Origin of the sequence: Brevundimonas subvibrioides ATCC 15264, assembly GCF_000144605.1 — a bacterium.
GTDB lineage: Bacteria > Pseudomonadota > Alphaproteobacteria > Caulobacterales > Caulobacteraceae > Brevundimonas > Brevundimonas subvibrioides.
Window position 1 is genome coordinate 3273930 of the sequence record NC_014375.1, and the last position, 12656, is coordinate 3286585.

The 12656-nt window shown below is 69.6% G+C and carries 14 protein-coding genes; 4 read left to right on the top strand and 10 right to left on the bottom strand.

What is annotated here, in order from left to right:
• Positions 1-57: 57 nt before the first annotated feature.
• Together BRESU_RS15890 and BRESU_RS15895 are read left to right on the top strand one after the other, a co-directional pair.
• Positions 58-2175 (top strand): alpha/beta hydrolase family protein, encoded by a 2118-nt coding sequence (locus tag BRESU_RS15890; protein ID WP_013270587.1) that lies wholly within the window; start codon positions 58-60, stop codon positions 2173-2175.
• A 64-nt stretch (positions 2176-2239) separates the two neighbouring features.
• The gene (locus BRESU_RS15895) at positions 2240-2584 is read left to right on the top strand and encodes an acyl-CoA thioesterase (protein ID WP_083777608.1); all 345 of its coding nucleotides are present in this window, start codon (positions 2240-2242) and stop codon (positions 2582-2584) included.
• On the opposite strand, the gene BRESU_RS15900 is transcribed toward BRESU_RS15895, so the two are convergent.
• The 4 genes from BRESU_RS15900 to ruvC are packed head-to-tail and all read right to left on the bottom strand — an operon-like array spanning position 2567 to position 5905.
• On the bottom strand, positions 2567-3691 hold the full coding sequence (locus tag BRESU_RS15900; protein WP_013270589.1) for a pentapeptide repeat-containing protein: 1125 nt from the start codon (positions 3689-3691) through the stop codon (positions 2567-2569). The two genes, BRESU_RS15895 and BRESU_RS15900, sit on opposite strands and share 18 nt — an antisense overlap.
• 47 nt (positions 3692-3738) lie before the next feature.
• Entirely contained in the window at positions 3739-4767 is a 1029-nt protein-coding gene (gene ruvB / locus BRESU_RS15905) for a Holliday junction branch migration DNA helicase RuvB (protein ID WP_013270590.1), read from the bottom strand.
• Positions 4764-5381, bottom strand: a complete 618-nt coding sequence (gene ruvA / locus BRESU_RS15910; protein ID WP_013270591.1) for a Holliday junction branch migration protein RuvA — start codon at positions 5379-5381, stop codon at positions 4764-4766. Before ruvA ends, ruvB begins: the two co-directional genes overlap by 4 nt.
• On the bottom strand, positions 5378-5905 hold the full coding sequence (ruvC, locus tag BRESU_RS15915) for a crossover junction endodeoxyribonuclease RuvC (protein ID WP_245528575.1): 528 nt from the start codon (positions 5903-5905) through the stop codon (positions 5378-5380). The genes ruvA and ruvC overlap by 4 nt, the downstream gene beginning before the upstream one ends.
• Positions 5906-5996: 91 nt before the next feature.
• Here ruvC and BRESU_RS15920 point away from each other — a divergent pair, with 91 nt between their 5' ends.
• Positions 5997-7676 (top strand): M20/M25/M40 family metallo-hydrolase, encoded by a 1680-nt coding sequence (locus tag BRESU_RS15920; protein WP_013270593.1) that lies wholly within the window; start codon positions 5997-5999, stop codon positions 7674-7676.
• A 5-nt stretch (positions 7677-7681) separates the two neighbouring features.
• Here BRESU_RS15920 and BRESU_RS15925 read toward each other — a convergent pair whose 3' ends face one another.
• The 4 genes from BRESU_RS15925 to BRESU_RS15940 form a co-directional block, all read right to left on the bottom strand.
• Complete coding sequence (locus BRESU_RS15925; RefSeq protein ID WP_013270594.1) at positions 7682-8377, bottom strand: MgtC/SapB family protein; 696 nt, start codon at positions 8375-8377, stop codon at positions 7682-7684.
• Positions 8378-8383: 6 nt separating this feature from the next.
• Positions 8384-8902: a hemerythrin domain-containing protein gene (locus tag BRESU_RS15930; RefSeq protein WP_013270595.1), complete on the bottom strand. Its 519-nt coding sequence runs from the start codon at positions 8900-8902 to the stop codon at positions 8384-8386.
• A 69-nt stretch (positions 8903-8971) separates the two neighbouring features.
• Complete coding sequence (locus BRESU_RS15935) at positions 8972-10321, bottom strand: hypothetical protein (RefSeq protein WP_013270596.1); 1350 nt, start codon at positions 10319-10321, stop codon at positions 8972-8974.
• Positions 10322-10460: 139 nt separating this feature from the next.
• Positions 10461-11234, bottom strand: coding sequence for a YebC/PmpR family DNA-binding transcriptional regulator (locus tag BRESU_RS15940; RefSeq protein ID WP_013270597.1), 774 nt, complete (start codon positions 11232-11234; stop codon positions 10461-10463).
• Positions 11235-11437: 203 nt separating this feature from the next.
• Between BRESU_RS15940 and BRESU_RS15945 the strand changes: the two genes are divergently transcribed.
• Complete coding sequence (locus BRESU_RS15945) at positions 11438-11623, top strand: hypothetical protein (RefSeq protein WP_013270598.1); 186 nt, start codon at positions 11438-11440, stop codon at positions 11621-11623.
• A 21-nt stretch (positions 11624-11644) separates the two neighbouring features.
• Here BRESU_RS15945 and BRESU_RS17625 read toward each other — a convergent pair whose 3' ends face one another.
• Together BRESU_RS17625 and BRESU_RS15955 are read right to left on the bottom strand one after the other, a co-directional pair.
• The gene (locus tag BRESU_RS17625; RefSeq protein WP_013270599.1) at positions 11645-11989 is read right to left on the bottom strand and encodes a hypothetical protein; all 345 of its coding nucleotides are present in this window, start codon (positions 11987-11989) and stop codon (positions 11645-11647) included.
• A 123-nt stretch (positions 11990-12112) separates the two neighbouring features.
• Positions 12113-12544 (bottom strand): acyl-CoA thioesterase, encoded by a 432-nt coding sequence (locus BRESU_RS15955; RefSeq protein ID WP_013270600.1) that lies wholly within the window; start codon positions 12542-12544, stop codon positions 12113-12115.
• Between the last annotated feature and the right edge of the window lie 112 nt (positions 12545-12656).

Here is a 12656-nt window from a genome sequence, read left to right on the forward strand (position 1 = left end):
TTCCGCCCCGCCGCCCGCGGTGCTACGCCACCGCCCAGTAATCCCAGGAGCCGCCCCATGCGTCACCCGTCCCTGCTCGCCGCCGCCGCCGTCCTCGCTCTCATGACCGGCCTGCCCGCTGCGGTGCAGGCCGAGGTCACCGCCTACGACGCCGCGCCGACCCCCGCCGCCGCGACCGCGCCCCAGACCGGACAGCGCGCCTTCACCTACACCGACATGCTGGCCGCCAACCGGCTATCCGATCCGCGCGTCTCCCCCGACGGGACACGGGTCGTCTATTCGGTGCGCGCCACAGACATGGCGGCCAACCGCGGCGTCTCCAGCCTGATGATCCAGAGCCTGACCGGCGAGGGCGACGCCCGACGCCTGGCCATCTCGGACCAGGGGGCGAACACCGCGCGCTGGGGATCCGACGGCAACCTGTATTTCCTGTCGGGCAAGTCCGGCACCAGCCAGGTCTGGCGCGCCGATGCGCAGGGCCAGAACCCGGTCCAGGTCACCGACCTGCCGATCGACGTCAACGCCTACCGCCTAAGCCCCGATGCCAGGAAGATCGCGGTCAGCCTGGCCGTCTACCCCGACTGCGACGACCTCGCCTGCTCGGTCGCGCGCGGCACCGAGGCGGCGGCGCGTCCCTCCACCGGCCAGGTCTATGACCGCATGTTCGTGCGCCACTGGGACACCTGGGCCGACGGCACCCAGAACCACCTGTTCGTGGTCAACGCCGACGGTTCGGGCGAGCCCGCCTGGGTCACCCACGGCTTCGACGGCGACACCCCCTCCAAGCCGTTCGGCGACGAGAACGAATTCACCTTCACGCCCGACAGTGCGGCGATCGTCTTCTCGGCCCGCGTCGCCGGCCAGACCGAGCCGTGGAGCACCAACTTCGACCTGTTCCGGACCAACGGCCTGACCGGCCCCGGCTTCACCAACCTGACCGACGACAACGATGCCTGGGACACCGGCCCGGTCTATTCGCCCGATGGCCGGACCCTGGCCTATCGCGCCATGAAGCGTCCGGGCTTCGAGGCCGACCGCTACCAGATCGTGCTGATGGACGTCGCCACGGGCGCGAAGCGGGAAGTCGCCGCCGACTGGGATCGCTCGTCCGACACCCTGCAGTGGTCGGCCGACGGCCGCAGCCTGTTCGTCATCGCCGGCGACGTCGGCCAGACGAAGCTGTTCCAGATCGATGCTGCCAATGGCGCGGTCGTGCCGATCACCGGCCAAGGCCACGTCTCGGCCTTCGAACAGACGCCGTCCGGTTTCGTCATCGCCATGGACAGCCTGACCTCCCCGTCGGAGCTCTACGTCAAGACCTTCCGCGGCCGCGAGATGCCGATCCAGATCACCGACGTGAACCCCGAACTCGACGCCCGCCTGTTTGGCGAGGCCGAGCAGTTCAGCTTCCCCGGCTGGAACGACGAGACCGTCCACGGCTACGTCATCAAGCCCGCCGGATACGTCGAGGGCCGCAAATACCCCGTCGCCTTCCTGATCCACGGCGGGCCCCAGGGGTCCTTCGGCAACAGCTGGTCCTACCGCTGGAACCCCTCGACCTACGCCGGGGCCGGCTATGCGGTCGTGATGATCGATTTCCACGGCTCCACCGGCTATGGCCAGGGCTTCACCGACGCGATCAGCCAGCACTGGGGCGACCGTCCGCTCGAGGATCTGCAGAAGGGCTGGGCCGCCGCCCAGTCTAGATACAGCTTCCTGGACGGCGACAACGCCTGCGCGCTGGGGGCCTCCTACGGCGGCTATATGATCAACTGGATCGCAGGGAAGTGGTCCGACGAATTCAAATGCCTGGTCAATCACGACGGCGTCTTCGACGTGCGCGGCATGGGCTATTCGACCGAGGAGCTGTGGTTCACCGAGTGGGAATACGGCGGCACCGTCTATGACAACCCCGAGGGCTACGAGCGCTTCAACCCGGTCCACCACGTCGACCAGTGGAAGACGCCCATGCTGGTGATCCAGGGCGACCTGGACTACCGCATCCCGACCGCCCAGGGCCTGTCGACCTTCACCGCCCTGCAGCGTCGCGGCATCGAGAGCCGGCTGATCGTCTTCCCGGACGAGAACCACTGGGTGCTGAAGCCCCAGAACAGCCTGCAATGGCACAACGAGGTCTTCCACTGGCTGGACGACCACCTGAAGCCGCAGGACTGAACCGCCCGTGACCCATTCCTCCCCGGATACGCCCGACGGGTCCCTCGTCGGGCGGGTCATCGCCATGCCGGCCGACACCAACCCCGAAGGCGACATCTTCGGCGGCTGGCTGCTGGCCCAGATGGACCTGGCCGGCTCCACCCCCGCCTTCGACCTGGCCCAGGGCCGCTGCGCCACCATCGCGGTGGACGGCATGGTTTTCCACCAGCCCGTCTCGGTCGGCGACGAGGTGTCCCTCTATGCGACGGTCCTGAAGACCGGCCGCACCTCGATCCGGGTTCGGGTCGAGGCGTGGAAGCGGCCGCGCTCGACCCATGCGGTGTCGCGGGTCACCGAGGGCGTCTTCACCTATGTCGCCATCGACTCCGACCGGAAGCCCCGACCCCTGCCTTCAGCAGGCGAGAGCTAGGTCTTCCCTCGCGGCCTCGGCCGGTTCCTCTGTCGGCGCGTCGAAGGTCGCGCCGGTCAGGTTCGCGCCGGTGAAGTCGGTCGAGACCTCGGTCCCGTCCTCCTTCACGATCGCGCCCAGCGTCGCACCGGTGAAGTCCGCGAAGGCCAGTCGGCAGTCGACGAAGCTGACGCCGCGCAGATCGCAGCCGCAGAATTTGGCGCCGCGCAGGTCGGCCCGCCGCAGGGTCGCCCCGGTCAGCAGGGATCCGGAAAAGTCCACGTCGATCGCGCGGATCCCGTTTGCCTTCAGCCCCGCCAGCCTGCGCCCGGCAAAGGCATCGGCCACCGGCCGAATGTCGCGGTCCGTCAGATCCGCGACCGCGCCGCGGCGGCCCCCGCTGTCGACCCAGGCCTCGGCCTCGTCCAGCGCGAACCGGACCTCGGCGGCCCCTTCCAGCGCGGCCGCGTCGGGATCGAGCACGCACTGCGCCAGGGCTCCCGGATCGAACCGGACCTGCGTCAGATCCACTCCGGTCAGGATGGTATCGGTGAAGGTGCAGCCCTGAAGGTTCGCATGCGACAGCTCCGCGCCGGCCATGTTCGCCCCGCTGAAATCCGCACCCTTCAGCCGCGCATTGCACAGCCGGGCCCGCCTCAGGGAGGCGTGACGGAGGTCCACGCCCTGATAGACGTCCCCGCCCGGTCCCGCCTGCGGTCTGGGCCGGTTCGCGTCGACGGACCACACCCGGAACAGGCCGTCCGCATCGACCTTGGCCAGGCGCGCGTCGCGCAGGTCCACCCCGTCCATGCGCGCGCCATACAGCCTCACGCCCTGCAGGCTCGACCCGCGCAGATCGGCGTTGGTCAGGTTCGCGCCGCGCATGTCGGCGTCGCGCAGGTCGCAGCAATAGAGGGTGGCCATCGACAGGTCGCTGACCGCCATTTTCGCCGACGACAGGTTGGACCCTGTCAGGTCGACCCCGCTCAGGGTCCGCTTCTGCAGCACCACGCCCGATAGCCGGGCGAACCGCAGGATCAGCCGCCGTCCGCCCGGTCGGCCGCTGGCGAACCGCTCGTGAAGGGTCACGCCGGTCGAGATGGCTTCGATGTGGGCGCGGCTGAGCATGGCCTACAGCCTAGCTTGGCGATGGTTTCAGAACCGTTTGGATCGCCTCAGCCGAACAGGTCGCCCGGCGCGGCCGGCTTGGGCGGCTCGCTGAGCCCCAGATGCGCATAGGCCTTGGCGCAGGCCATTCGCCCGCGCGGTGTCCGCTGGATGAAGCCCTGCTGCAGCAGATAGGGCTCGATGACGTCCTCGACCGCATCGCGCGCCTCGGCGATCGCGGCCGCCAGGGTATCCATCCCGACCGGCCCGCCGCCATAGTTCTCGATCAGGGCCTTCAGGAAGCGCCGGTCGTTGGCGTCCAGCCCGGCCTCGTCGATCTCCAGCCGCGACAGGGCCCGCGCCGCGACGATCCGGTTGATCACCGCCGCCCCTTCGGCCTCGGCGAAGTCCCGGACCCGCCGCAGCAGCCGCCCGGCCACGCGCGGCGTGCCCCGCGACCGCGAGGCGATTTCGCCCGCCCCCTCGTCGTTGATCGGGGCGCCCATCTTGCGGGCCGCCCCGGTGATGACCCGGACCAGCTCGGCCGGGGTGTAGAACTCCAGCCGCAGCGGGATCCCGAACCGGTCCCTGAGCGGCGTAGCCAGCAGGCCCGCCCGCGTCGTCGCCCCCACCAGGGTGAACGGGGCCAGATCGATCCGCACCGACCGCGCCGACGGCCCCTCGCCGATGATCAGGTCCAGCACATGGTCCTCCATGGCGGGATACAGGATCTCCTCGACCGTGGGGGCCAGCCGGTGGATCTCGTCGATGAACAGGACGTCGCGAGGTTCCAGATTGGTCAGGATCGCCGCCAGATCCCCGGCCTTGGCCAGGATCGGCCCGGACGTCGCCCGGAACCCCACGCCCAGTTCGCGCGCCACGATCTGCGCCAGGGTCGTCTTCCCCAGCCCCGGCGGACCGAACAGCAGCACATGGTCCAGGGCCTCGCCCCGCCCCCGCGCGGCGTCGATGAAGATCTTCAGGTTCCCCTTGGCCGCCTCCTGCCCGACGAACTCCGACAGGGTCTGCGGGCGCAGGGCGCGGTCATAGGCCTCGCCGGGGGCGGGCTCGGGCGAGATGATGCGGTCGTCGCTCATCGGCCCAGCTCCTGCAGCGCCGCGCGGATCACCGCCGACAGCTCGGCGGCGTCACCCAGCCGGATCAACGCCTGGTCGACCGCCCGGCGGGCATTGACCTCGGCCACGCCCAGACCCAGCAGCGCCGAGACCGCTTCGCCCGTCACGCTCGGCACCGGCGGCGCGACCTCGGCATGGACCCCCGCCACCGACGGGGTGAACGAGACATCGCCCAGTGGCTTGCCCTTCAGCTCGGTGACGATCCGCAACGCCAGTTTCGGTCCGACGCCGTTGGCCCGTCCGATCGCCGCCTTGTCGTCGCGCGCGACCGCGCCCGCCAGCTCGCCCGGCGGCAGCACGTCCAGCACCGACAGGGCCGCCTTGGGGCCTACGCCCTGGATGCCCAGCAGCGTCGTGAACGCCCGACGCTCGTCGCGCGCCAGAAAGCCGTACAGCCGGGGTCCCGCGTCCTCGCTCCACTGCGAATGCACATGCAGGGTCGCCTCGTCGCCGGGTGCCGGAAGCCGCCCCAGTGTCCGCGCCCCGCACGCGACGACATAGCCGACGCCCGCGCAATCGATCAGGCAGTGCCCCTCCTCGATCTCGGCCACCACGCCGCGCAGACGCCCGATCATGCCGCCCCCCGCACCGGGTTCAGCACTTCCAGCAAGCTGCGCTTGCGCAACTGCGCGTGGGTGATCGCCACGGCCAGGGCATCGGCGGCATCCGCCTTCACGTCCCCGGCAGACGGCAGCAGCCGTTTCACCATGAAGGCGATCTGCGTCTTGTCCGCATGCCCGGCCCCCACCACCGCCTTCTTGATCAGATTGGGCGAATACTCCGCCACCGACAGGCCCGCCCGGGCGGGGGCCAGCATCACCGCGGCCCGGGCATGGCCCAGCTTCAGGGTCGAGGACGGATTGACGTTCACGAACACCTCCTCGATCGCCGCCTCGTCGCAGTCATGGGCGGCGCAGACCTCGCCGACCTTCTCCAGCAGCCACAGCAGGCGTTCCGACAGCGGCGCCGTCTCCGGCGGAGTCACCACCCCGTGCGCAATCCAGCGCAGGCGCGAGCCCTCGGCCACCACCACGCCCCAGCCGGTGCGGCGCAATCCGGGGTCCAGTCCCAGGATGCGGGTCGGTCCATTCTGAATCATAACGTTCGTCATTCGTTCCTGTCATGCCGCAAACAGGGTTGACGAGCAATGAAGGCCGTCGCCAGATCGCCGCTTCAGGGGGAGCAAACACATGTCCAGCACCGGGGCCGTCGTCGCCGCCCTTCGCATGAGCGCAGAACGCCGGATGGTCGAGGCCCTGCGGGCTGCCCGGGCCTTCGGTCCCGACCAGGCCATCCCCCTGGTTCCGGACCGCAACATGGGCCGCCTCGCCCTGCGCGGCCTGCTGCGCCAGAAGGCGGTCCGCCAGACCGCGTCGGGTCTCTACTGGCTGGATGAGCCCACCTATGCCGCCGTGAGCAAGAGCCGCCGGCGTCTCGCCATCGGGGTCGCCGTCGTTGCCGTGATCTTCGGTGCCGCCATCGCGATCGCGACGTCCAGCGAGGCCCAGACGCCCGCGGCCGGACCCCGCCCCGACCAGCTGGCCTTCCGCGCCCTGTACGAGGAACTGGTCGAGACCAACACCACCCTGTCGGTGGGCAGCTGCACCCTGGCCTCCGAGCGCATGGCCGCCCGCCTGACGGCCGCGGGCTACCCGGCCGACGACGTCCGCATCCTGATCCCCGCGGACCGGCCAAGGGACGGCAATCTGTCGGCCACGCTGCACGGCTCGGACCCGTCGGCCCCCGCCCTGCTGCTGCTCGCTCATATCGACGTGGTCGAGGCCAATGCCGCCGACTGGACCCGCGATCCCTTCACCCTGGTCGAGGAGGGCGGCTATTTCTATGCGCGCGGCGCGAGCGACGACAAGGCCCAGGCCTCCGTCTGGGTCGACACCCTGATCCGGTTCCGCCAGGCCGGCTTCACCCCCGTCCGCGACATCAAACTGGCCCTGACCTGCGGCGAGGAGACCGCCGACACCTTCAACGGCGTCGAATGGCTGCTGGCCGAACACCCCGAGGCGCTCCGGGCCGGGTTCGCTCTGAACGAGGGCGCGGGCGGCCTGCTGGACGCCGACGGCAACCGCGTGGCCCTGGCCGTCCAGGCGGGCGAGAAACTGTATCAGGACTACCGCCTCGACCTGACCAATCCGGGCGGACATTCGGCGCGTCCGAGGAAGGACAACGCCATCGTCGCCATGGCCAACGGCCTGTCGCGCATCGGGGCCTACGACTTCCCGCTGCAGCTGAACCCCGTCACCCGCGCCTATTTTGGATCGCTGGCCGAAACCCAGCCGCAATACGCCGCCGACATGCGCGCCCTGGTCGCCGAGGCCGGTCCGGATGCGGCCGCCGCAGCCCGGATCTCGGCCGTCAATCCGGTGTGGAACGCGACGCTGCGCACCACCTGCATCCCGACGCTGATCGATGGCGGTCACGCCCCGAACGCCCAGCCCCAGCATGTCAGCGCCACCATCAACTGCCGGATCTTCCCCCGCAACACGATCGCGGAGACGCAGGCACAACTGGCCACGCTGATCGACAACCCCGCCATCGCGATCGCGACCGTCGGCGCGCCCGACCCGACCTCGCCCCCGCCTGCGCTGTCCGACGCCATCATGGGCCCGATCCGCCAGGTCGCGGGCGCGATGTGGCCGGGCGTGCCCATCCTGCCGACCATGTCCACGGGGGCCACCGACGGCCGCTTCACCAATGCGGCGGGCATCCCGACCTACGGCGTGACCGGCATGTTCGGCGACCCCGACGGGGGCGGCACCCACGGGCTGAACGAACGCATCCGCGTCCGCAGCTTGTATGAAGGCCGCGACTTCCTGTTCGAGCTGGTCAGGCTGTACGCAATGCAGGCCGAGTGAGCCGCTCAGTCGTCGCGTGGATTCAGCTGGAGCCGGCTGAGGCCGGGCAGGTCCGACAGCGTGGTGGCCAGCGACTTCAGGTCCGTCGCGCCACGTAGCTGGACACGCCAGCTGCGCACCGCCAGCGTGCCGTTCTCGACCACCTCGATCCGATCCGCGTGCGCGGCCGGGTCGATGGTCGCCAGCGCCGCCTCGACCGCATCCTCCGTCGCGGTGTCGCCCCGCGCCCAGCCGACCTCGACGTCCACGACCGTCCGGGCCGGCAGGCGCAGGCTGATCAACCGCAAGGCCACGAGGATCACCGCCGTCACCCCTGTGGCCAGTATCCCCAGTCCGTACAGGCCCACCCCGAACAGGATGCCGATCGCCGATGTGATCCACAGCGACGCGGCCGTGGTCAGCCCGTGGATCGAAAAGCCGGTCCGGAAGATCACCCCCGCGCACAGGAACCCGATCCCGGTCAGCACGCCATGGGCCATCCGCGTGGGATCGGTGACGATGTTCTCCTCGGGCAGGGCGAGGAAGGCCCAGTGGTTCTGGGTCATGGCCGCCTGCATCAGCAGCGCCGACGCCAGGCAGACGAGGATGTGGGTCCGCAGCCCGGCCGCCCGGCCGCGCCACTCTCTTTCAAGGCCGATGACGCCGCCGGCGAGGATCGAACCCAGCACCGGTGCCCAGTAGCCGGTGAGGTCCTCGACCATCACGCGTCAGCCATGGGCCTCGATATAGGCATCGGGTTCCTTGTTCACCGGCTTCACGCCCGTGATGTGCTCGGCCTCGAAGGCCGCGAACTGGACCGCCAGCTCGTGCCGCCTGGCCACCGGAGCGTGCCGGCGGAAGTCCGTCAGGCCCTGGCGCTCTTCCTCGCCCATATGCTTGGAGTTGACGACATTCGCCTTGCCGACCGCCTCGATCCAGGCCCCGGTTCCGACCGGGTACTGGTCGACCGCCTTGACCGCGTCGCGCAGCTTGTTGTGGTCCTCGATGGCGTCTTCGGTCTCACCCTCGACCGTGCCGTCCTCGGCGTCATTGGCCCCCTCGCCGCGCTTCAGCAGCTCGGGATAGAAGAACCGCTCCTCGGCCTCGGCATGGACGTCGAGAAAGGCCGACAGGCGCGACCACACGGCGGTCAGGGCCTCGGTGTCCTTCGGATCGATCTGCTCGATGATTGCGAACAGGCGGCGCTGCTCGGCGTGGTCGTCGAGGATCAGCTGGGTGATGTCCATGGGGGGCGTCCTGAGGGTCTGGGGCCCGGGCTAAACCCGGGTCCCCCGCACCGGTTCCCCCGGCGGTGCCTAGCCCACCAGGGCCGTCACCGCGCCCTGGCCCTCGGCCGGGGCGAACCGGCCGCCCCGCTCGCGACGCGCGGCTTCCAGCGCCGCGGCCGACATCGCGCCCTCGGCCCGGGCCCGTTCCAGCTCGGCCCGCAGCGCGGCGGCCTGCTGCATCAGGGTCTGGGCCTTGGCGTGGTGGTCGTCCTGGGCGGCCGCCAGCTTGGCCTGGATCTTCAGCATCCGGTCCTCGGCGCGGGCGATGGCCTTGTCGTGGGTCGCGGCCGCCTTGGTCAGGGTCTCGGCGCGATCGACGGCCGCCAGACGCGCGACCTCCATCCCGGCCAGACGCTGGCGCGCATCCTCGGCCTCGGTTTCCAGACCCTTCACCCGCTCCATCGCCCGGTCCAGGGCGATCTGCAGGCCCTCGGCCTTGCGTTCGGCCGTATGCTGGCCGGCCTGAAGGTCGTTCAGCCGCGCGGCCTGCTCGGTGTTCAGGACCTCGAGCCCGTTGGCCCGCGCCGTCGCCGTATCCAGCCGCGAGGACAGGGCTGCGATTTCGGCGCGCGCGGTCTCGACCTGGGTCTCCAGCGCCCGCATCGCCCGGGCCGTCTCGCTCTGCTCGGAGGACGACCGCGCCCGTTCGGTGGCCAGCAGGCCCTCGTTCGCCGCCGAGGTGCGCGCCAGGGCCGCGATCTCGGCCCCGACCTCGTCCATGCGGCGGCGCAGGATGGTGTTCTCCTCGGCGGCCAGGGCGTGGTCGCGCTGCAGCTGCGTGCGCGCGCCGTCCGACTCGGTGCGCAGGGCCTCGGCCTGCTTCAGCTGGTTGCGAAGCGCGTCCTGGTCCTGTTCCAGTTCACGGATGCGCTGGTCCGCAGCCTTCTGGCCGGTCTCCAGCGCCTCGGCCCGCGCCGTCGTCTGCGACAGCTCGCTGCGCAGGCGATCGGTCTCCAGCCGGGCGTCCTGCAGGGCGGCCGCGTGCTCGCCGTTCCGTGCCGTCAGCTCCTCGACCCGGCCCTCGGCCTCGTTGAGAGCGTCGGTCAGGGCCCGCGCCTCGGCGTTGACGGCATCGAGCTGCGCCGTGATCTCGGCATTGCTGGTGCGAAGGTTGATCAGTTCCACATGGCTGTCGCGCCGCGACTGGAACTCCGCCTCGAGGGGCCGCCGCAGCTGGCCGAGCAGGGCCTCGAACGTGCCGAAGTCGCGCGCCATGTCGGCCATCTGGTCCAGGCTGTCCTGGATGGTCTCGAACCGCTCGCCGATCAGACCCGGGTTGTCGGCGCTGGTCCCGGCCGCGATGACGGCGCTCTGCGGCGCACCGCGCTCGCCCTTGCCGTTTCGCGACAGAACCCGGTCGATCCTGGACAACATCATGGTCGTGCTCCCGCCCTGTGGGGGGATGACGCCTGACATCGGCGGTCTCGAATCGACCTTGTCATTCTCCCCGAAGGGAAAAGGTTAACCGCCGTTCACCGACCTGTCGATACCGCCGTTAGGGTACGAATCCGCACGGTCAGCCGGCGAACTTCGCCATGTCCTCGTCCGAGATGTCCTCGTTCGAATAGACCATCGACACGTCGTCCTCGGCGTCGAGCGCATCCAGCAGCTTCATCAGCGTGCCGACCTGGTCACCGGAGACCGGCACCTCGGTCTGGGGCTTCCAGACGATGGCCGTCGACTTCGGGTCACCCAGCACCTTGGACATGGCCTCGGCCACCTCGTTCAGGTCCTCGAAGGCGGTCCAGATCGTGTGGCCGGGCGCGTCCTCGTAGATGTCGGGTTTTTCCAGATCGCTCTCGACGTCCTGGGCCCCCGCCTCGATCGCGGCCTCCATGATGGCATCTTCGGTGCCCGCCTCGGCCGGATAGACGATCTTGCCGACCCGGTCCCACATGAAGGCGACCGAGTTCATCTCGCCCAGCGCCCCGCCGTTCTTGGTGAAGGCCACGCGAATGTTGGAGTTGGCGCGGTTGCGGTTGTCCGTCAGGGCCTCGACGATGATGCCGACCCCGCCGGGCCCCCGGCCCTCGTAGCGGACCTCCTCCATCGTATCGACGTCGCCGCCGGCCGCCTTGTTGATGGCGCGCTGGATCACGTCCTTGGGCAGGCTTTCGGCCTTGGCGTTGTTGACCGCCAGGCGCAGGCGCGGGTTCAGGGCGACGTCGGGCATGCCCGACTTGGCGGCCACGGTGATGTCGCGCGACAGTTTCGAAAACAGCTTGGAGCGGACCGCGTCGGCGCGGCCCTTGCGGTGCATGATGTTCTTGAACTTGGAATGGCCGGCCATGTTTGTCTCTTCAGGACGCTGACACTCGGCGCGCGGCGCCTCGCTGCCTGAGCGCAAGGTTTGTGGGACCGCCCGCTGGCTGCGTCAGCGCGGATCGGTGGGATTTGGCAGCCGCCTCTAGCCCATGGCCGCGCGGCTGTCACGGCATGCGGAACCTGTGCCATTAATGCGGGTTTGATGGGTCGAACCCAGGGAGCTGCGCCATGCAAGCCGAAGACGTCTACTACGACGAAGAGACCGCGGACGAAGCCGACATCGTGGAATGGTACGCCAAGCGCCCGGTCACGGTGTCGACGGCGGTCGCCACCGGTTCGATCGTCGGAGCCTTCGCGCTCGGCGTGCTGACTGCCGTCGGCGCGCTCGCGCTGCTCGGCTATATGGACGACTGACGGGCCGGACGCCCGACGCCGTCAGATCTGCGGCGTCGGCGTCTGGGCGGGCTCTTCGGCCGCGTCCGAGGGTTCTTCGGCGGCATCGGCCGGTTGGGCGGCCGCCTGGACTTCGGCCTGCCGCGCGGCCTCGGCCTGGGCCCGTCGCGCGGCCTCGGCCTGGGCTTCAGCCGCCATACGTGCCTCTTCCTCGGCGAACCGGCGGTCCTCGGCCAGCCGCGCCTGACGACGGGCCGAACGGTCCATCATCTGCTGCATGCGGGACTGCACCACCATCGGAGAGGCCGATGCGGGTTCTGGCACGATCGTGCTCAGCCCCATCACGGTAACGGCACTCAGGACAGCGAGCTTGATGACGTGGGACATGGCGGGACACTCGGAAGAAGAACGGGGTTTCTCCACCCTTGCGCATTATTACGGGATTGCAATGTGTCTTTTTGCGCGCTCGCGAAAGCGTGACGGTTTTGCATCAGGCTGTGGCCGCCGACCTCAGGCCTGCAGGTTTTCGACCACCCGTCTCAGGCCGTCGGGCAGGGGTTTGGGACGACGGGTTTCGGCGTCGACATAGACGTGCACGAAATGCCCGATCGCGGCCGGTTCGGTGGACGCCCGGCGGAACACCGCGAACCCGTAGGTCACGCTCGAGGTGCCGATCCGGTCGACCTTGATTCCCACCTCGATGACATCGGGAAAGGCCAGGGACGAGGTGTACCGGCAGCCGCTGTCGACGACCAGGCCGATCGAATCCTTCAGCACGCCCGCGATGATCAGATGGGCGTTCACGGCCGAATCGACGAACTCGTAGAACTTGGCGTTGTTGATGTGGCCGTACTGGTCGTTGTCCGCCCAGCGTGTGGAGACCGTATGGTAGGCCTTGTAGGTTTCCCGTTCGGCCAGGGCCCCCTCGTCGCGTTTCGGCATCGGTCTCTCGTCCCTCTTCCCGGCGTCTTCGCCGATCGTGTCTGTCCGACGCTCGGGCTTGGCCTCCGTCGCGTCAAGCGCCTATCGAGGGCGGACCGCGCGTTTTCAACCG